This window comes from Streptomyces sp. NPDC056987, assembly GCF_042673865.1.
Classification (GTDB): domain Bacteria; phylum Actinomycetota; class Actinomycetes; order Streptomycetales; family Streptomycetaceae; genus Streptomyces.
Genome location: NZ_JBHURV010000036.1, coordinates 34,638 through 53,345, shown reverse-complemented (window position 1 = coordinate 53,345; position 18,708 = coordinate 34,638). Strand labels below are relative to the sequence as shown.

The following is an 18,708-nucleotide window of genomic DNA, read 5'->3' as shown; positions in this document are numbered from 1 at the left end:
CGGCCGTGACAGGTAACTTTGCGTAGATTTGTCGTATCGATCTGGTCGATATGGAACCCTTTGGCATGCGATGCCCCTCTCGATGGGTGGAACGGAACGGAACGGAACGGACTGGCGCGCCCCGAGGAGAACCGCCGATGTCGCACTTCCGCCGCAGGCGCGGCCTGTGGGCCCTCGGGGTGGTCCTGGCCCTCGCGCTCGGGCTGCTCGCCCGGCCTGTGCTCGACGCTCTCGGGGTCTTCTCCGACACGGGCGACCCGATCAGCTTCGCCACGGACGGGGACGTGCCCCTGTCCCCGGCCCCGACCGTGGGCGGCGGTGACGGCGGCCGGCGTCCCGGGGTGGCGCCCGGCGCCTCCGAGGTGCGGATGCCGACCGGCCCCGCCGCCGCCTTCTCCGTGGCGGCCACCGTGCCCGAGGACGGGTCCAAGATCGCCGTCACGACGCTGAAGGGGCGGAAGTCCGGATTCACGGGGCGGGTCTGGGTCTGGGCGCCGCCGCAGTACAAGGACCCGGCGTACGCGCGGAGCGGGTTCCCGGTGCTGATCGCGCTGCCCGGGGGCGCCGGCTACCCCGTCAACTACTGGATGGGCACGGATCTGAAGCTGGAGGCGAGCATCGCCAGGTGGTCCAAGGAGGGCCGGAGCCTGCCCTTCGTCCTGGCGATGCCGGTGCTCAACCCCCGCCCCGACACCGGCGGGCTGTACTGGGACGCCAGCGACATCCCCGGGCAGCCGAAGATGGGAACGTGGCTGACGGAGGACGTCCCCGACCTCATCCGGGCCAATTTCCGCACCCTGCGCTCGCGCGACGGCTGGGCGGTCATGGGGTCGTCCACCGGCGGATTCGCGGCCCTGAAGTCCGTGCTCCAGAAGCCCCGCCGGTTCAAGGCGGCCATCGCCTCCGGCCCGGACATCGTGCCGGACTCCCGGCTGTGGGCCGGGCACGAGCGGCAGCGGCGGGCGAACGACCCGCGGGTCCTCGCCGCGGAGCTGATCAGGGCCGGGGGTCCCGACGTCTTCCTCGCCGTCCAGGTGGGCACGGCCGGCTCGGACGCCCGGGCCCGGCCGAAGGTCGAGGGCTTCGTGCGGACGTACACGAAGGGGCCGGTCAGGACCAGGCTCAGCGTGATCCGGGGAGGCGGGCACAACGCGCGTACGTATGTGCCGAACCTGGTCGACGGCGGTCTGATCCAGTGGATCAGCGCCCACATGCGGGGCCCGGTACCCGGGGCCGTCGGGTAGCGTTTCAGGTCCCCCGTCCCTGCGCGGTGGGGGCGCTCGGCACTCTGTGGAATGGGAAGGTAGGTTAGGCTCGCCTAACCTTTCGGTGGGAGTCCCTGACGGCTCCTCAGCAAAACCTTTGCGGTGCAAGCTGTTGGGCATGTGCCCCTTCCGCAGCACCCCCCACTCCGAGGTAGTGCCAGCCGTGACCGTACAGCTCCCGCCCTCCGCCGCGCCGCGTTCCTCGTACCCGGTCGACGTCCTTCCCGCCCCGGTCCGTGACCGGCTGCTCGAACTGGCCGCGGCCGGGGAGCCGGTGGCGTCGTACGTGTACGACAGCGAGATCGCCGCGCTGCGGGCCCGCGAGCTGCGTGCCGCGCTGCCGGAGTGGGCGTCCGTCTACTACGCGGTCAAGGCCAACGCGTACCCGGGCATCGTCGAGGCGCTCGCCCCGTACGTCGAGGGCTTCGAGGTCGCGTCCGCCGCGGAGCTCGAACTCGCCCTGTACGCGGGCTCGTGCGCCGACCTCCCGGCCGGCACGGCCGTCCAGGTCGTCGCCGCGGGCCCGGCCAAGCCCGTCTCCTTACTGACCTCCCTCGTCCGCGCCGGCGTCGAGGCCATCAACGCCGAGAGCGTCCTCGAACTCCACCGCATCAGCCGGATCGCCGTCGCCGAGGGGGTCACCGCGCGCGTCGCGCTCCGCGTCAACCCGGCCGGGACGCCGCTGGCCCGGGGCGTCGTGTCGCAGTTCGGCGTCGCGGAGCCCGACGTACCCGAAGTGCTGTGCGAGGCAAGGGCGTTGCCCGGTATCGACCTCGTCGGCTTCCACATCCACGCCGCGTCCGGCAACCTCGACGCCGAGGCCCACGCCCACTATCTGCGCTGGTGCGTGGAGTGGAGCGCGGCGACGGCCCGGGCGGCGGGGATCGAGCTGCGGCACGTCGATGTCGGCGGCGGCATCGGCGTCCCCGCCGGGGGCGAACTCCCCTTCGACGTCGTCCGGTTCGGCGAACTCGTCCGGCGTACCGAGGCTCCGGCCGGGGTGAAGGTGATCCTTGAACCCGGCCGGTTCCTCGTCGCCGACTGCGGCTGGTACGCGGCCGAGGTGACCGACGTCAAGACGTCGTACGGCGTGACGTACGCGGTGCTGCGCGGCGGCATCCACCACTTCCAGCTCCCCATATCCCGGGACGCCGTCCACAACGTGGCCGTACTGCCCGTCGAGCGGTGGGACGAGGAGTGTCCCCGCCCGGTGGCCGAGAACACGCGCGTGACCGTCGTCGGTGAGCTGTGCACCCCCGAGGACACCCTTCTGCGTGATGTCCTGATCGACCGGGTACGCGCGGGGGATCTGATCGTTTTCCCCTACGCGGGCTCGTACGGCTGGGAGTTCGCCCCGCACGCCTTCCTCGGCCACCCCGTCGCCGAGCGCTATCTGCTCTGAGCCCGTATTCGCGTGTGCGTACCTGTCGGCACGCGCGTATTCGTCCGTATCCGTATCCGTATCCGTATCCGCATCTGTATCCGCGTCCGCGTCCGTATCAGTACCCGCGTCCGTATCCGCTCCGTCTGCCCTCCTCGTACCTCCGGAGTCGTGTCATGACCGTGCCCCCCGTCACCCTGCCCGTCCCGGCCGCCGCCGCGGCCGCGGACGGCATCCTGCGGCGCCAGCGCGCCCGGGAGTCCTCGGCACGTACCTATGCCCGCTCGTTCCCGATCGTGCCCGCCCGCGCCTCGGGCATGACCGTCGAGGGGACGGACGGCCGCCGTTATCTCGACTGCCTCTCCGGCGCGGGGAGTCTCGCGCTCGGTCACAACCACCCCGTCACCCTGGAGGCCGTCCGGCGCACGATGGACAGCGGGGCGCCCCTGCACGTCCTCGACCTGGCGACCCCCGAGAAGGACGATTTCACCGACGCCCTCTTCGCCACCCTGCCGCCCGGCCTCGCCGACCGCGCCCGGGTCCACTTCTGCGGACCCGCCGGTACGGACGCGGTCGAGGCGGCCCTGAAGCTGACGCAGACCGCGACCGGGCGGAGCGGGCTGCTCGCGTTCACCGGGGCGTACCACGGCATGACGGCGGGCGCGCTCGGCGTGACCGGCAGCGTCGCCGTCAAGGAGCGGGTCGCGGGCGGTGGGGCCGAGGTGACGCGGCTGCCGTACCCGTACGCGTACCGCTGCCCGTTCGGCATCGGCGGCGAGCGCGGGGCCGCCCTCGCCGCCACGTACGCGGAGCGGCTGCTCGACGACCCGGCGGGCGGTGTCGTCCCGCCCGCCGCGATGATCGTCGAGGCGGTGCAGGGCGAGGGCGGGGCGGTGCCCGCGCCGGACTCCTGGCTGCGCGAGATGCGGCGGATCACGCGGGAGCGCGGGATTCCGCTGATCGTGGACGAGGTGCAGACGGGCGTCGGGCGCACGGGCGCCTTCTGGGCCGTGGAGCACAGCGGGATCACCCCGGACGTGCTGGTCATGTCGAAGGCGATCGGCGGCGGGCTGCCGCTGGCCGTGATCGTGTACGACGAGAGTTACGACGGCTGGCTGCCCGGCGCCCACACCGGCACCTTCCGCGGCAACACCCTGGCCATGGCGGCGGGCGCGGCGACGCTGCGGTTCGTCACCGCCGAAGGCCTGAGCGAACGCGCGGCGACCGTCGGCGCCCGGATGACGGCGCGGCTCGACGGCCTGCGCGCGGAACACCCGGCGATCGGCGACGTACGGGGGCGCGGCCTGATGATCGGCGTCGAACTGGTGGACCCGGAAGGCCCGTCGGACTCCTGCGGCGCCCGTCCCGCCGACCCGGAGCTGGCCGGGCGGGTGCGCGCGGCCTGTCTGGACCGGGGGCTGATCGTGGAGCTGGGCGGGCGGTTCGACGCGACCGTACGGCTGCTGCCGCCGCTGGTGATCACGGACGAGCAGGCGGAGGCGGTGGTGGACCGGCTGGCGGACGCGATCGCGACGGCCACGAAGGACGCGACGCGCCGGGCCGCGGGCCAGGGACGGCAGACATGACGACGGAAACGCGGGCGGATACGCGGGCGGAAACGCGGACAGGGACGGGGATCGGGACCGGGACGGGGACGGGGACGGAATCGCAGACGGGGACGCGGACGGAAATGCAGGCACGGGTGGCGGGCGAGGCGACCGGGGCGGACGGGGCGACCGGGGCGGACAGGGCGACCGAGGTGGACGGGGCGACCGAGGTGGACGGGGAGGGCGGCTGGGCGCCGCTCTCCGGCGGGCCCGGCGGCTCCCACGCCCTGGAACCCCTGGTCGCGACCGTCCTCGCCGCCCTCACCGAGGGCGCCAAGCGGCGCGACGGACCCGTCGCGCCCGGCCGCCCCGAGGCCATCGCGGCTTCGGTCGCGGAAGCCCTCGCGAGCGCGTCCGCGAGCAAGTCCGCGAGCGCTTCCGCGACCGAGGACGGGACGGCGGACGGGCCGGCGGCCGGGGGAGCGGGCGGCCCGGCGGCCGCCGCGGGGCCCGGGGGCGCCGCCGCGCTGGCGCGGCTCACCGAACTCCTCGCCCACGGCAGCGCCGACCCGGCCGACCCCGCGTGCGCCGCGCATCTGCACTGCCCGCCCCTCGCGATCGCCGTCGCCGCCGATCTCGCCGTCTCCGCGCTCAACCCCTCCCAGGACTCCTGGGACCAGGCGCCCGCCGCGACCACCCTGGAGACGCTGCTGCTCCAGGAGATGGCACGGCTCGTCGGGTACGACGACGCGCGCGCCGCCGGGGTGCTCACCTCCGGGGGTACGGAGTCGAACCTGATGGGCCTGATGCTCGCCAGGGACCGGGTCCTCGGCGCCGCGACGGGCCGCCAGATCGAACTCTCCGGCGTGGCGGAACCTCCGGGCGTGGCACAGCGCTCCGGCGTGGCCGGGCCGGGCCCCGCCGGGCGCCCGCGCATCCTCGCCTCCGCCGCCGCGCACTTCTCCGTACAGCGCGCCGCCGCCCTCCTCGGGCTCGGCGAGGACGCGGTGCTCGCCGTTCCCGTCGACCACGAACTGCGCATGGATCCGGCCGCGCTGGCCGCCGCGCTCGACGGCTGCGCCGAGCGCGGCGAACTGCCCGTCGCCGTCGTCGCCACCGCGGGCACCACCGACACCGGCGCCGTCGACCCGCTGCGCGCGTGCGCCGCCCTCGCCGCCGCGCACGGCGCCTGGCTGCACGTCGACGCGGCGTACGGCGGCGGCGCCCTGCTCTCCGACCGGCTCGCGCCGCTGCTGGACGGGCTCGCGCTCGCGGACTCGGTCTCCCTGGACTGGCACAAGCTCGGCTGGCAGCCGGCCGCCGCCGGGATCTTCCTGGTTCGCGCGTCGGAGACGTACGCCTCGCTCGCGCGCCGGGCGGTCTACCTCAACCCGGTGGACGACGAGGACGCCGGCTATCCGAGCCTGCTCGGCCTGTCGCTCCGTACGACCCGGCGCGCCGACGCCTTCAAGATCGCGGTCACGCTGCGGGCGCTCGGCAGGGACGGGCTCGGGCGGCTGGTCGACGCCTGCCGGGAGCTGGCGGTCGCGGGCGCCCGGAGCGTACGGGAACATCCGCGGCTGGAGCTGCACTCCGAACCGGTGCTGACGGCCTTCCTGTTCCGCTACGTGCCGACCTCAGAGGTCGGGGACGGGGAGCGGAGCGACGCGATCAACGCCGCGCTGCGGCGCCGGCTGCTGCGCGAGGGCCGTGCCGTCGTCGGCCGTACGGAGCTGCCGGGCGAGGGCCCCGGCCGCGTACGGCTCAAGCTCACCCTGCTCAACCCGCACGCCACGGCCGACGACGTCGACCGGCTGCTGACGGCGGTCGTCGCCGCCGGGCAGGCCGAAGAGACGGAAGGGGCGGGAGAGCCGGAAGAGGCAGGTGTGGTGGGGTGAGGCCGGCACCGGAGACCGCCGGAGCGCTGCCTCCGGTCCCGGTCCCGAACCTCACCGGGTTCATCAACTCCCCTATGGAGGAATTGCGTTGACGACCTCTCACGATGTGTACGACCTGGTCGGTGTCGGGATCGGCCCGTTCAACCTCTCCCTGGCCGCCCTCGCGGACGGCGTTCCCGGGGGCGGGCCGCGCACGCTCTTCCTCGACGCCAGGCCCGCCTTCTCCTGGCATCCGGGGCTGCTGCTGGAAGGAACGATCCTCCAGGTCCCCTTCCTCGCCGACCTGGTGACCATGGCGGACCCGACGAGCCGCTGGTCGTACCTCAACTATCTGCGGGAACACGACCGGATGTTCCCGTTCTTCTTCTCCGAGCGCTTCCACATACCCCGGCGCGAGTACGACCACTACTGCCGCTGGGTCACCGAGAACCTGCCGTCCTGCCGCTTCGACGCGCGCGTCACGGAGCTGGCGTGGGACGAGAGCGCCGATGTCTTCCTCGTGACCCACCGTTCGGCCGCCGGCACGGTCTCGTCCGTACGGGCGCGGCAGGTCGTCCTGGGGGTCGGGACGAACCCGGTCGTCCCGGAGCCCCTGCGCCCGTATCTCGACGCACACACCGACAGCGGCACGGGGGACGGGCCGCGGGTGCTGCACAGCGCGGAGTACCGCGCCCACCGGGCCCGGCTGGCCGGTCTGGACGATGTGACGGTCGTCGGGGCGGGCCAGTCCGGCGCCGAGGTCGTCCTCGACCTGCTGCGTCACCAGGACGGCGGCGGCGCGGGCGGCCCGTACGTGCGCTGGCTGGCCCGTACACCCGCGTTCGCGCCCATGGAGTACTCCAAGATCGGCCTGGAGCACTTCACGCCCGACTACATCCGCTACTTCCGCGCCCTGCCCGAAGCCCGCCGCGAGCGGCTCGTACGGGAGCAGTGGCAGCTCTACAAGGGCGTCAGCGAGGAGACGCTGGGCGAGATCCACGACGAGCTGTACGAGCGGACGATCGGCGGCACGGAGCCGCGCGCCGCGCTCCATCCGGGCGTGGCGGTCGAGGCGGCGGAGCGGGGCGCCGACGGTTATGTGCTGACCTGCCGCCACACGGAGCAGGACGAGCGGTTCGAGGTGCGTACGTCGGCGGTCGTCTCGGCCACCGGGTACGAGGCGGCGCGCCCCGACTTCCTGGACGGTCTGGCCAAGCTGGTGGACTGGGACGAACGGGGCCGTTACCGCATCGACGGCGACTACCGGGTGGCGCTCGACCCGCGGGTCTCCGGCACGCTCTACGTCCAGAACGCGGAACTGCACACGCACGGCGTCGGCGCCCCGGATCTGACCCTGGGCGCGTGGCGGGCGGCGACGATCCTCAACGCGGTGGCGGGGCGTACGGTGCTGCGGGTGCCGGAGCGGGCGGCGTGGACGACCTTCGGAACCCCGGGCCCGGGGGCTCCCGGGGGGCCGGAGGGGAGTCCCCGGTGAACCGTCCCCCGACGGTCACCGTTCCGCGGAGAGATAGCTCTTCTCGACGGCGTCGAGGACCTGGCCGGCGCCGGTGTAGCCGATGCCGAGCATCCACAGGTTGTCGTCGACCTTGAAGGCGGACTTCTTCTTCACCGCGTCCAGGTTCTTCCAGAGCGGCCCCGCGGTGGTCTCGGTCTCCTTGGCCTTCTTCGCGTCCCCGTAGACGGAGTAGAAGATGACGTCGGCGTCGGCCCGGTCGATCTGCTCCGGGCTGATGTCGAGCGAGAAGCCGTCCTTGTCCTGGTTGGCGGGGCGGCCGACCTGGAGGTCCTTGAAGAGGGAGCCGACGAACGTGTCGTTGAGGTAGAGCCGGGTGTCCGCGCCCTCGATGAACCGTACGAAGCCGACCTTGAGCCGCCGCGCCTCCGCGGCCCCGCCGAGCGCCTCGGTCACCCGCTTGACGTGCGCCTCGTACTCCGAGACGACCTTCTTCGCCTCGTTCTTCCTGCCGAGCGCGTCCGCGTGCAGCTCGAAGTTCTGCCGCCAGGAGGGGCCGGTGGTGTCGGAGAAGACGGTGGGGGCGATCGCGGAGAGCGCCTGGTAGTTCTTCTCGTCGCGGACCTTGCTGCTCAGGATCAGGTCCGGCTTCAGGGCGTTGATCGCTTCGAGGTTGGGCTGCGCGATCAGCCCGACGGACGTGACGTCCTTCAGCCGGTCGGCGGGGAGGTACGTGGAGAAGGGGGCCCGGTCGACGACGGTGGTGGCGCCGACCGGGGTGATCCCGAGGGTGACGGCGGAGTCGAGCGCGTCGGTGTCGAGGACGACGACCCGGCTGGGCGCGTCCTTCACCCGCACGTCGCCCATGACGGTCTCGACGGTGTGCGTGCCGGCGCCCGCGTTCGTGCCCTGGCCCTTGCCCGCCGGTTCTCCGTCGCCGCCGCAGGAGGTGAGGGTGACGGCGAGCGCGGTGGCGGCGGCTGCCACGCTGATACGGCGGGTGAGGGCGGTGGACACGGTGGTCGGCACGGTGGTGGGCCTCCTCGACGGCAGCCCGGATTCTGCCCCGGACCAAGTAAGGCAAACCTAACCATCGGGTCGCGCGCGCAACAAGTCCTTTCGGATCACGCCGGATCACGCCGGATCGCGTCGGATCACGCTTGATCACGTGGCCACGGCGGGCGTGCGGTCCGTCGCCAGTTTGACGGCGAGGGCGCCCAGGACCGTGCCCATCACGTACCGCTGGACGCGCAGCCACCCGGGACGCCGGGCGAGGAAGACCGCGATGGTCCCGGCGGCGAGCACGATGAGCAGATTCACGGCGAGGCTCACCACGATCTGGACGCCGCCGAGGACGAACCCCTGGAACAGGACGTGCCCCGCCCCGATGTCGATGAACTGCGGGATGAGCGAGAGGTACATGACGGCGATCTTCGGGTTGAGCAGATTGGTGAGCAGCCCCATCGAGAACAGCCGCCGGGCCGAGTCGGGCGCGAGTTCCTGCGGGGCGAAGACGGAGAGACCGCCGGGCTTCAGCGCCTTCCAGGCGAGCCAGGCCAGGTAGGCGGCGCCCGCGAGCTTCACGGCCAGGTACAGCTCGGGCACGGCGAGGAAGACGAGCGACAGGCCCAGGTTGGCGGCGCCGAGGTAGACGAGGAAGCCGACGGCGACCCCGGCGAGGGAGATCGCCCCCGCGCGCCGGCCCTGCGTGATGCTCCGTGCGACCAGGTACATCATGTTCGGCCCGGGGGTGAGCACCATGCCGAGGGCTACCACGGTGACGCCGAGGACCGCGTTCGTTCCGATCATGCGTCCAGCATCGAAGACGAGTCTCTTCAGCACCAGCGAACAGTTCTTCATGGATGGATGTAGTGCTGCTACATCCAGAGCTGCATTCGGATCCGGGGAAAAGTTTTTCGTCCGACCCGCAACCTCGGGCAGGGCCGCACGTCTGTCCGGGTGGAGGCGCCTCCAGTCCAGTCAGTACCCGAGTCCAGTCACCACCCGAGTTGATTCGAGGAACACATGTCCAACCGTCACCGCTCCCCGCGTCCCGTCCGAGGAGCCGCGCTCCGCAGCCGGATGCGCATGGTGCTGGGGGCCTCCGCGGCCGTGGTCGCGCTCTCCGCGGGCGGCGCGATGGCCGCCCAGTCGGGCCCGGCGGCGCCCGTACCGTCCCCCGTCGCGCCCGAGGAGGCCCCGGCCCCCGTCCCGGGTGAGCAGACGGAGGTCCCGGTGCCGGTTCCGCCGACCGAGGTCCCGGTCCCCGTTCCGGGTGAGCAGACGGAGGTCCCGGTGCCGGTTCCGCCGACCGAGGTCCCGGTCCCCGTTCCGGGTGAGCAGACGGAGGTCCCGGTGCCGGTCCCGCCGGCCGACGCACCGGCCCCCGTCCCGGTCCCCGCGGACGCGAACGGGGTCCCGTACCCGCAGGCCGCACGGGGGTAGCCGGCGCGGCGGTCACCGCCGCTCCACACCCGACAGGGGCTGCCGGACCAATCACCCGGCGGCCCTGCCCCCCCACACCCACCCCCCACCCCCCTCTGCGCAGGAGCCCCATGACGACAGCGGCGGCGTACCCGTTCGGTCAGGCCGGTCCGGTGTGTACGGCCCCGGTCTCGGCCCCGGCCCCGCCGCGCCGGAGATGGCGGGCGCTCCTGCGCAGCCTTTCCCGGCCACGGGAGCAACGGGAGCACACCACCCCGGGCGTGGGCGCCGACACCGGTACGGGCGTCGGCATCGGCGTCGGCATGGGCGTCGGCATGGGGGACGGCGCGCCGACCATCGACGACCTCTACCACCACCGCCGGCTCCAGCTCGTCCGGCTGGCCCTGCTCCTCGTGGACGACCTCCCCACGGCCGAGGACGTGGTGCAGGACGCCTTCGCCGCGCTGTTCCGCCGGTACGGGGAACGGCTCACCGGCCTGGACGACCCGGAGGCGTATCTCCGTACGTGCGTGGTCAACGCGGCGCGCTCCGTGCTGCGCCGCCGCCGGACCGTACGCGCGCACGTGCCCGAACGGGAGGGCCACGCCCCGGCCGCCGAGGAGTACGTTCTCCTGCACGAGGAGCACCGGGAGGTGCTCGAAGCACTCCGCTCACTCACCCGGCGCCAGCGCGAGGTGCTGGTCCTGCGGTACTGGTCCCATCTCACCGAGGCCCAGATCGCCGAGGCCCTCGGTGTGTCGCGCGGCACCGTCAAGTCCACCGCGAGCCGGGCCCTGGACGCCCTGGGCCGGAAGCTGGAGATAGCCGCATGACCCCGACGACCCCCACGCGCCGCGAGCGGCCGGGCCCCGGCCCCGACGCGCTCGAACGCAGGCTGCGGGAGGCGCTGGAGGCCGGGGCCCGTACGGTCGGACCCGGCGATCTGCGCCGCGCCTCCCCGCCGTCCACGTACCCGCGCCGGCGCTTCCTGGCCTCGGTACTCCCGGTACGGATGCGCCGCACCGCGCTGCTGGCGTTCGGTCTGGCCGCGGTGGTGGCGTGTGCCGTACTCGTCCTCGTACCGAGGGACCAGGGCCGGACACAGGAGCCGGCCGGTCCCAACAGGTCGACGCAGCCGACGGAGTCCTCGCACACCGCGGACCCGGACCCGGACCCGGACCCGTCGCGCGTACCGGTCCCGATACCGTCGTCGGCCGACACGTCGGTGGTGGAACCCTCGCCGGACGTACCGGCCCGGAGGGGAGAGGCCCCCGTACCGACCGGCGCCCCCGCGCCCCCCACTTCCGACTAGCGCGAGGCGTCCCCGGACCTGTGCTCCGAATTCGTTGGACGCCCTGTGGGCCGGTCGGCGAGCATCCGTAGGTGACCGATAAAGCCTGCGTACGTTTTGTCGAGCTGTCCGGCGGGGCGATGTCCGCTCTGCTCGATGGTGACCTGTCCGAAGCCGGCAGGGTGGCCGGGGTTTCGCTGACCGAGTACTTCGTGACCGGCAGAGCACGGTGGCTGTGGCGGTACCGGCTCGACCAGATGGCCGCCGATCCCGGCCAGGCGCGGTGGATGGTGCGACAAGCGATCGTCGGCGACAACGGTCTCGTCGTCGGACATGCCGGGTTCCACGGACCGCCTGATGAAACCGGCACGGTCGAGATCGGCTACTCCGTCGCTCCCGACTTCCGTCGCCAGGGATATGCCCGATCCGCGCTGGTCGAGTTGGTCCGCCGGGCTGCGGCCGAAGCCACGGTCACGACGGTGCGGGCGACGATCAGCCCCGACAACGTGGCCTCTCTGGCCACGATCTCGGGCTTCGGCTTCGTCGAGGTCGGAGAGCAGTGGGACGAGGAGGACGGCCGTGAACTCGTCTTCGAGGTTCCCGCCCGCCCCCGTGATCCGGGCGAGGCGTGTCGGTGAGGGACAGCCGCTATGCCAGCCACATCCCGTCGCGCATGATGACCCTCCCGCGTAGTTCCGGCTCACCGCGCCAGGCGCGCACGGTCCTCACGAGCACGCGCACATACAGAAAGGAGCCCTCTTCCACGCGTGGGTCCCACGCGAACTTGTCGGCGAACGCCTCCGCCGCGTCTCCGGGCACCTCCTGGTCCGGGAAGCACTCCGCCTCACCCTGGAGGAGCACCACGTCGAAGGTGTCCGGTAGCGCCAGGCGCACGCGCGGCTCTTTGCGGACGTTCCGCGCGGTCACGGAAGTGGCGCCGGTGCACATCCACACTGCTCGTCCATCCCAGAAGAACCACAGCGGCACCTGATGCGGCCCGTGATCAGGGTGAGCCGTCGACACCCATACGTCCCGCTCGGCAGCGAGCCGCTCCAGAGCGTCGCGCACACGCTCCGCCGTCCGGCGGCGAACGACTCCCGTGGTCTCCATGAGGACCGACCTTAGCCAAGCGGGCGTCCGGCGCGCCTGAGGCGCAGGACCTACGCCCAGCGACCGATGAACCCCTCAGCTTCCGGCCCGGGGCGACCAACTCCGGGGCTCAGGACCGCCGGCGGGCCAGCGATCCGCACCGGCCCCGACCACCGTGATCCAGACGAAGACCCTAGGGCCAGTCGTGGGCGACGAAGGTGAGGCAGACGACTGTTCCGTCATCCTCCACTGCCTCGTAGCCGTTTCGTTCCTCCCCGTCGACCGGGAAGAACAGGGCGTTGCCGGCGCGGTCCGGATCGGTGACGATCTCGGCGTAGTTGACCCGGCGGCCCTCGCCGTTGCCGGCCGTGATGATCCGCTCGGCCTCGCGGAGATCGTCCTCGGCATCGCGGCCTCTGACGTGCGTCGGGTCGAAGGCGGTGCTGCAGAGGACGGCGTAATCGTCCAGCGGCGGCGGTTCGTAACCGTTGTACCCGTCGTTCCAGTCAGCCGCGACGATCCGGGCAGGATCGGCCAGCGGCAGGACGACCATGCTGACCCGGGCCACCGCCGGTTCGTCGTCCACCTGAGACCAGTAGAAGCCCGCGTACACCGGAGCCCTGCTGGGACCGGAGAGCAGTTTGCTGTGGACCCACCTGCCCTCGGTCGCCATCCCGTACCAGGTGACGTCCTCCGCCAGTTCCAGCTCTCCGGCACACGCGAACCATTCCGGCCGCGTCATTCCTATCCCGCCGCCCCGATTGACGTGATCCACCCAGCGCCATAACAGGGCGTCCATGGTGGCTGCGGGGGCGGTGGAAGGGGATGAATTCCTGGCTGCCGTCATGGCCCGCATCATGGCAGCGGGGTCTGACAATCCCGTGCCCCGTTCCCACGCAACACCCCACCGGGTCGTACGGCTCGCTCGGGGTCTCCCGGGGGAATGGCCTGGCGGTGCGGGATCGTGGGTGGGGGCTCGGCGGAAAATGCCTATCCCGGTGGCTGGAAAGGGCGGAGAATTCTCCCATGGCTGACATGGGGGCGTTCCGGGATGCGGTCACCGCGTGGGCAGCAGGTGGCCCCGGTGAGCCCGCGCGGGAGTTGGCGGCGCGGCTGGGTGTTTCGACGGCCGTTCTGCTCGAAGGGCCGAGCGATGTCGCGGCGGTGGACACGCTGGCCGCGAGCCGTGGGCGGGACCTGGCGGCCGAGGGGGTCTGCGTGCTCTCGATGGGCGGTGCGATGAGCGTCGGGCGTTTCGCGGGCCTCCTCGGGCCGCCCGGTCTGGGCCTCCGCCTCACCGGGCTCTGCGACGAGGCGGAACGTCCCTACTACGCCCGCGGTTTGGAACGGGCCGGTGCCGCACAGGCGGGGATCTTCGTCTGCGCGGCGGACCTTGAGGACGAGCTCATCCGCGCGCTGGGGGCGGCCCGGGTGGAGGAAATCGTCCGGGCGGAGGGCGACCTGCGCCCCCTGCAGACCTTCCTGCGCCAGCCCGCGCAGCAGGGCCGCCCCGCACAGCAGCAGTTGCGGCGTTTCTTCGGTACCAAGAAGGGCCGCAAGATCCAGTACGGCCACGTCCTCGTCGACGCTCTCGACCCGGGCCGGGTCCCCGCACCGCTCGACGGACTCCTCGCCGCCCTCTGAGCGGGGCGTAACACTGCTGCACGGCAGGGACTTCACGGCATCCGGGAGGACCTGGCGGTGCCCCGCGCGTGCCCTCAGCCGCGGTACGCGGTCGTCGCGGCCCGGATGAACGAGCGGATCAGCGGGTTCTCGTCACCCTCGTTCCACGCCGCCACCACACGGCTCGGCGCCATGTCGAGCAGCGGCACCACGGCCAGCTCCCAGGGGTGGTCGTGCCCGAACGGGGTCAGTCCGACCGTACCGTTCCAGATCACTGCCTGAAGGCACTCCTGGACGGCCCGTACCACCGGACCCTCGCGCGGGACTCCGCCGTTCCAGTACGACTAGAGCGGATCGGTGCCCTCCGGGAACCGGAACCAGCGCCGGTCGGCCAGGTCGGCCGGCTTCAGGTGCTCGCGGCGGGCCAGCGGATCGTCGGCGCGCAGCACCGCGCCCACCGGGTCGGTCCGCAGCTCGCGTACCGCCAGGCCCGTCCCGTCGAACGGCCCGCGTGTCAGGGCGACATCGACCAGCCCGGCGCGCAGCCCGCAGGTCGGATCGGTCAGGTCGGTCTCGCGGATGACGACCTCGATGCCCGGGTGACGCCTCCGGTGCGCGGCGGCCAGCCGCGCTGCGCCTCGGTCGGTGCCATCGCCCAGGATGCCGACGGTGAAGGTCGCGGCGCCGACCGCGGCGGCCACGCGTACGCGTACCCGGTCGGCCCGGTCGAGCAGGGTGCGTGCCTCGTCCAGCAGAGTCGCCCCGGCCGGGGTCGCGGGCACGCTCGTGATGATCCCGCCGGGGCCCCGCACACCTTCGCCAACCCGACGGACCAACCGGCCGTCATGCTCTGCACGTTCACCCCCGACCTGTACGTGCAGTACTTCCGCGACCTGCGGGACATGATCGCCGGTGGCCAGGGACTGACCCCGGAGGCGACCGCCCGCACGATGAGCCGCTATGCCACCGTGCCGGCCACCGACTACGCGGCGAGAACGGAGGAGTGACACCGCGAGGCCCGGTCGGTCAGTGGACGACGTCGAGGACGTTCAGCTGCAGGCCGTTGGCGTACACGGCGTGCTCGACGAGCTTGAGCTTCTGGGTGTCCATGTCGGTGGCGGGGAACAGGCGCTTGCCCGCGCCGAGCAGCAGCGGGTGGACGAGCAGGTGGTAGCGGTCGATCAGGCCCGCGTCCGCGAGGCTGTGGTTGAGGGCGACGCTGCCGTGGACGATGATCGGGCCGCCTTCGGTCTCCTTCAGGGCGGCGACCTCGTCGAGGGTGCGCAGGATGGTGGTCTCGCCCCAGTTCGGGACGAGTCTGTCCTCGGTGAGGGTGGTGGAGACGACGTACTTCGGCATGATCTTGTAGCGGGCGAAGTCTTCCATGTCGGGCCATACCGGGCTGAACGCCTCGTAGCTGGCCCGGCCCAGCAGAACCGCGGTGGACTCCTGCTGCTCCCGTTCCTTGATGTCGAACGCTTCGGGGACGAACTCGACGTCCTTGAAGGTCCAACCGGAGTTGCGGTAGCCGGGTTCGCCGCCCGGGGCCTCCATGACGCCGTCGAGCGAGATGAAGGCGGAGCTGATCAGCGTACGCATGCTGGTTCCTCGGATTCTGGCGTGCGGTTCATCTCTGCGAGGCACTCAGAATCCATCCGACAAAAAAATTTGTCAAGACGATGAGAGTTGTCGGCGAAGGTCGCGGGCCGGCGGGCGGTCGAGTGCTTCAGGCCCTCGTGCGTTCCCTTGATTCCCCTTGAGCCGGCGACGGCTCCTCGTGCCGTCCCGTCGGCGATGTGCGCGCCGATCAACACCAGTCCGAACCGTGCCCTTGGGACACAGTCACGTACGGGTGTCCGTCACGTGGGCAGGGAGGGGAAGGGAGGGGCAAGGAGGGGCAGGGCAGGGCGGATCGGGGCAGATCGGGGCACGGCGGAGGTCCGGCGAGTTCCCGGTCTCCCCGGACCCGTACGTACGAGAGGCTCTAGATCACCGGTGGACGGCCCAGTGCCGTCATCCGGCCCACCGTGCGCCACCGGATCGGGCGCCGCGTCCCGCACGCCGTCCGTACGCCCTCGGCGAATCCGCCGAACCAGGCGCGCAGCCCGCTCACCGACCGCGTACGCGCCACCGTGAGCAGGATCCACGTGGCGAGGTAGAGCGGCACCAGGACCGCGGGCAGATGGCGGCGCGCCAGCCAGACCCGGTTGCGGGCGGTCATCCGGTAGAACTCGGCGTGCCGGGCGGGGGAGGTGCGCGGGTGCTGGAGGACCAGCTCCGGCTCGTAACGGATCGTCCAGCCCGCGTCCAGGGCGCGCCACGCGAGGTCGGTCTCCTCGTGTGTGAAGAAGAACTCGTCCGGCCACCCGCCGGTCTCCGCCAACATCGCCATGGACAGCGCGTGCCCGCCGCCGAGGAAGGTGGTCACCTCGCCGGCGCGCATCGGGTCCTTCGCGCGCAGCCGGGGGATGTGGCGCCGCTGGGTGAAGCCGGTCTCGTCCGCGATCCGGAAGCTGACGATGCCGAGCCGGGGCCGGCCCTCGTACAGATCGGCGATACGGGTGAACACGTCGGCCTCGATGAGCAGCCCGTCGTCGTCCAGGTCGACGAGGATGTCCACGTCACCGGCCTCGCGGAGCTTCTCCATGGCGACGTTGCGCCCGCCGGAGACGCCCAGATTCTCCGGCAGCTCGATCCCGATGACGCCCGCGGGCAGCTCCGGCAGCGGGGCGCCGTTGCCGACGACGACGATCCGGGTGGCGGGTTCCCGCTGCTTGGCCACCGAGTCCAGCAGGGCACGCAGCTCGACGGGCCGGGTTCCCATGGTCAGTACGGCCACACCCACACGCGGTCGGGACACGTCCAGATCACTCCAGCACTCGTTCGCTCTACGACGGACAGACGGACAGATACGACGGACAGACACACGGGACGGCGGAGGGCGGCGCGAAGGCCGTGCGTCGATGCTAACCGGCGCTCTCCACTCCCCGGACACCCGAAGATGTTCCGGCGGACGCCGAAGGTTCATCTTGGCGCCCGTGACGCCCGTACCAGGCGGCCTGTGGGGGCGGAGCCGCGGCACTGTGCTCGGTCACACATACGACGAGGGCGCCGGGGCCGGGGTACGCGTCCGGCGGGCGTGTCGCCGGGGCCCGCCCCCACGCGCCGGCCGTTGCCCGGAACGACCTCAACAACCCCAGGAAGTTCACGGATATCACCGGTCGACCACAGCCCGAATTCATCTCCGTCGTCACTGTGTCCACGATCACTTCCCTGTGGCACACTGCCCGCATGCCGGAGCTCGGGGGTGGGGCATGAGCGAGCCGCGGTCTGCGCCGACGATCGGCCAACTCGTCCTGAGCAAGCAGCTCCAGGCGTTCCGCGAAAGGGCCGGTCTCGGCCGGGACCAGGCCGCCAGGCTGCTGCGCGTCGCGCCGGCCACCATCCGCCGGATGGAGATGGCCGAGGTCGCGCTCAAGATCCCGTACGTGCAGCTCCTGCTGGCCGCGTACGGCGTCCCCGAGGACGAGGTGACGGGCTTCCTCCACCTCGCCGAGGAGGCCAACCGGCCGGGCTGGTGGCAGCGCTTCCACGACATACTGCCGGGCTGGTTCGGCGGCCATGTCAGCCTCGAAGAGGCCGCCAGGACCATCCGCTGCTACGAGCCGCACTTCGTGCCGGGGCTCCTCCAGACCGAGGAGTACGCCCGGACGATCCTGACCTACGGCGAGGTCGGACGCAGCGACCCGGCCCGCGTCGAGCGCCATGTCGCGCTCCGCATGGAGAGACAGGCGCTGCTGACCAGACCCGGCGCGCCGGCCTTCTGGGCGATCCTGGACGAGACGGTGCTGCGGCGCCGCGTCGGATCGCCGGCCGCGATGCGCGCCCAGATCGACCGGCTGCTGGAGGCCGCCGAACTGCCGAACGTGACACTCCAGATGGCCCCGTTCGCCGCCGGACACCACCCCGGCACGTACAGCCCGTTCGTCCTCTTCCGCTTCACGGTCCCCGAGATGCCCGACATGGTCTACGTCGAGTATCTGACCGGCGCGCTCTACCTCGACGGTGTCCGCGAGGTGTCGCAGCACAAGGAGGCGATGGACCGCATGGCCGCGCACGCGGAGTCGGCGCAGCGGACGAAGCGGATCCTCGCCGACTTCCGCCGGGAGCTGTGACCGGGCGGGACTCCGCGGATACGCCCCAGGGCCCCGTGGGTTGGCAGATTCCAGGGGCCCGTGTCGCCCGATGGCCGGGTTTGCCCCTGGAGTGCTCGGGCAGGCGGGCCGGTGTCAGCGATTTCGACACTGTAGGGAGCGCGACATGACCGCCGACAAGAAATCCTCGAAGACCTCCGCCAAGGCCGACCAGGTCAAGGGCGCGATCAAGGAGACCGTCGGTCGAGCGGTCGGCAACGAGCGGCTGACCGCCGAGGGCAGGGCCGAGCGCGCCAAGGGCGACCTGCGCGAGGCCGGTCACAAGGCCAAGGACGCGTTCAAGCGGTGAGCGCGTGGCCCGGCCCCTTCGGCAGAGGCGGCTGCCGGTGCAGAGTCCGCGGGCGATGGCCCGGCCGCCGGGCGTCACTTCGGTGACCCGGACGGCCGGGCCATCGCCCTCCACGGCTTCTTGGCCGGTACGGCTCCCCGGGCCGTGGCGGTCCCCGCCCGCCCCCGGCCCCGGGGCATCGGCCCGCTGTCGTGGGCGCACGGCGCCGTTGCGTGGGCGCGTAGGTCCTCCTAC

The 18,708-nt window shown here is 72.2% G+C and carries 18 protein-coding genes and 2 pseudogenes; 13 read left to right on the top strand and 7 right to left on the bottom strand.

The annotated features are described in order from the left end of the window. The first annotated feature begins 137 nt into the window (after positions 1 to 137). The 5 genes from ACFTZC_RS32305 (at position 138) to ACFTZC_RS32285 (ending at position 7,565) form a co-directional block, all read left to right on the top strand. Positions 138 to 1,244, top strand: a complete 1,107-nt coding sequence (locus ACFTZC_RS32305; RefSeq protein ID WP_382895737.1) for an alpha/beta hydrolase-fold protein — start codon at positions 138 to 140, stop codon at positions 1,242 to 1,244. 184 nt (positions 1,245 to 1,428) lie between these two features. After that, positions 1,429 to 2,667, top strand: a complete 1,239-nt coding sequence (locus ACFTZC_RS32300) for an alanine racemase (protein WP_382895735.1) — start codon at positions 1,429 to 1,431, stop codon at positions 2,665 to 2,667. A gap of 155 nt (positions 2,668 to 2,822) precedes the next feature. Next, positions 2,823 to 4,232 (top strand): diaminobutyrate--2-oxoglutarate transaminase family protein, encoded by a 1,410-nt coding sequence (locus ACFTZC_RS32295; protein WP_382895733.1) that lies wholly within the window; start codon positions 2,823 to 2,825, stop codon positions 4,230 to 4,232. 104 nt (positions 4,233 to 4,336) lie between these two features. After that, on the top strand, positions 4,337 to 6,091 hold the full coding sequence (locus ACFTZC_RS32290; RefSeq protein WP_382895731.1) for a pyridoxal phosphate-dependent decarboxylase family protein: 1,755 nt from the start codon (positions 4,337 to 4,339) through the stop codon (positions 6,089 to 6,091). Positions 6,092 to 6,173: 82 nt separating this feature from the next. Beyond that, positions 6,174 to 7,565 carry a lysine N(6)-hydroxylase/L-ornithine N(5)-oxygenase family protein gene (locus ACFTZC_RS32285; RefSeq protein ID WP_382895817.1) on the top strand — a complete coding sequence of 464 codons (1,392 nt, stop codon included), beginning with the start codon at positions 6,174 to 6,176 and terminating at the stop codon, positions 7,563 to 7,565. A gap of 15 nt (positions 7,566 to 7,580) precedes the next feature. On the opposite strand, the gene ACFTZC_RS32280 is transcribed toward ACFTZC_RS32285, so the two are convergent. Continuing rightward, a complete protein-coding gene (locus tag ACFTZC_RS32280; protein WP_382895729.1) occupies positions 7,581 to 8,573 on the bottom strand; it encodes an ABC transporter substrate-binding protein in 993 nt (330 codons plus the stop codon). Between the two features lie 135 nt (positions 8,574 to 8,708). Next, positions 8,709 to 9,353: a LysE family translocator gene (locus ACFTZC_RS32275; protein WP_382895727.1), complete on the bottom strand. Its 645-nt coding sequence runs from the start codon at positions 9,351 to 9,353 to the stop codon at positions 8,709 to 8,711. Positions 9,354 to 9,569: 216 nt separating this feature from the next. Between ACFTZC_RS32275 and ACFTZC_RS32270 the strand changes: the two genes are divergently transcribed. The 4 genes from ACFTZC_RS32270 (at position 9,570) to ACFTZC_RS32255 (ending at position 11,897) form a co-directional block, all read left to right on the top strand. Next, positions 9,570 to 9,989 carry a hypothetical protein gene (locus ACFTZC_RS32270; RefSeq protein ID WP_382895726.1) on the top strand — a complete coding sequence of 140 codons (420 nt, stop codon included), beginning with the start codon at positions 9,570 to 9,572 and terminating at the stop codon, positions 9,987 to 9,989. Between the two features lie 110 nt (positions 9,990 to 10,099). Further along, complete coding sequence (locus tag ACFTZC_RS32265) at positions 10,100 to 10,801, top strand: SigE family RNA polymerase sigma factor (protein ID WP_382895724.1); 702 nt, start codon at positions 10,100 to 10,102, stop codon at positions 10,799 to 10,801. After that, positions 10,798 to 11,280, top strand: coding sequence for a hypothetical protein (locus ACFTZC_RS32260; RefSeq protein WP_382895722.1), 483 nt, complete (start codon positions 10,798 to 10,800; stop codon positions 11,278 to 11,280). Before ACFTZC_RS32265 ends, ACFTZC_RS32260 begins: the two co-directional genes overlap by 4 nt. Before the next feature lie 119 nt (positions 11,281 to 11,399). Continuing rightward, positions 11,400 to 11,897, top strand: coding sequence for a GNAT family N-acetyltransferase (locus ACFTZC_RS32255; protein WP_382895815.1), 498 nt, complete (start codon positions 11,400 to 11,402; stop codon positions 11,895 to 11,897). Between the two features lie 10 nt (positions 11,898 to 11,907). On the opposite strand, the gene ACFTZC_RS32250 is transcribed toward ACFTZC_RS32255, so the two are convergent. Both ACFTZC_RS32250 and ACFTZC_RS32245 read right to left on the bottom strand, forming a co-directional pair. Next, on the bottom strand, positions 11,908 to 12,369 hold the full coding sequence (locus tag ACFTZC_RS32250; RefSeq protein WP_382895720.1) for a pyridoxamine 5'-phosphate oxidase family protein: 462 nt from the start codon (positions 12,367 to 12,369) through the stop codon (positions 11,908 to 11,910). Between the two features lie 172 nt (positions 12,370 to 12,541). Beyond that, entirely contained in the window at positions 12,542 to 13,090 is a 549-nt protein-coding gene (locus ACFTZC_RS32245; protein WP_382895718.1) for a hypothetical protein, read from the bottom strand. Positions 13,091 to 13,374: 284 nt separating this feature from the next. Here ACFTZC_RS32245 and ACFTZC_RS32240 point away from each other — a divergent pair, with 284 nt between their 5' ends. Further along, positions 13,375 to 13,992: a TOPRIM nucleotidyl transferase/hydrolase domain-containing protein gene (locus ACFTZC_RS32240; RefSeq protein ID WP_382895716.1), complete on the top strand. Its 618-nt coding sequence runs from the start codon at positions 13,375 to 13,377 to the stop codon at positions 13,990 to 13,992. Between the two features lie 74 nt (positions 13,993 to 14,066). On the opposite strand, the pseudogene ACFTZC_RS32235 reads toward ACFTZC_RS32240, so the two are convergent. After that, positions 14,067 to 14,753 (bottom strand): annotated as a pseudogene (locus tag ACFTZC_RS32235) (LysR family substrate-binding domain-containing protein); the annotation flags it as partial. On the opposite strand from ACFTZC_RS32235, the pseudogene ACFTZC_RS32230 reads away from it, so the two are divergent. Next, positions 14,743 to 14,978: pseudogene (locus tag ACFTZC_RS32230) on the top strand (cupin domain-containing protein); the annotation flags it as partial. The pseudogenes ACFTZC_RS32235 and ACFTZC_RS32230 overlap by 11 nt on opposite strands. Before the next feature lie 19 nt (positions 14,979 to 14,997). Here the strand turns inward: ACFTZC_RS32230 and ACFTZC_RS32225 are convergent. Both ACFTZC_RS32225 and ACFTZC_RS32220 read right to left on the bottom strand, forming a co-directional pair. Beyond that, positions 14,998 to 15,570 (bottom strand): dihydrofolate reductase family protein, encoded by a 573-nt coding sequence (locus tag ACFTZC_RS32225; protein WP_382895714.1) that lies wholly within the window; start codon positions 15,568 to 15,570, stop codon positions 14,998 to 15,000. A gap of 385 nt (positions 15,571 to 15,955) precedes the next feature. Beyond that, positions 15,956 to 16,795 carry a glycosyltransferase family 2 protein gene (locus ACFTZC_RS32220; RefSeq protein WP_382895814.1) on the bottom strand — a complete coding sequence of 280 codons (840 nt, stop codon included), beginning with the start codon at positions 16,793 to 16,795 and terminating at the stop codon, positions 15,956 to 15,958. 490 nt (positions 16,796 to 17,285) lie between these two features. Here ACFTZC_RS32220 and ACFTZC_RS32215 point away from each other — a divergent pair, with 490 nt between their 5' ends. Both ACFTZC_RS32215 and ACFTZC_RS32210 read left to right on the top strand, forming a co-directional pair. Continuing rightward, complete coding sequence (locus ACFTZC_RS32215; RefSeq protein ID WP_382895713.1) at positions 17,286 to 18,146, top strand: helix-turn-helix transcriptional regulator; 861 nt, start codon at positions 17,286 to 17,288, stop codon at positions 18,144 to 18,146. Positions 18,147 to 18,291: 145 nt separating this feature from the next. Further along, on the top strand, positions 18,292 to 18,474 hold the full coding sequence (locus ACFTZC_RS32210; protein ID WP_382895711.1) for a CsbD family protein: 183 nt from the start codon (positions 18,292 to 18,294) through the stop codon (positions 18,472 to 18,474). Positions 18,475 to 18,708 lie beyond the last annotated feature (234 nt).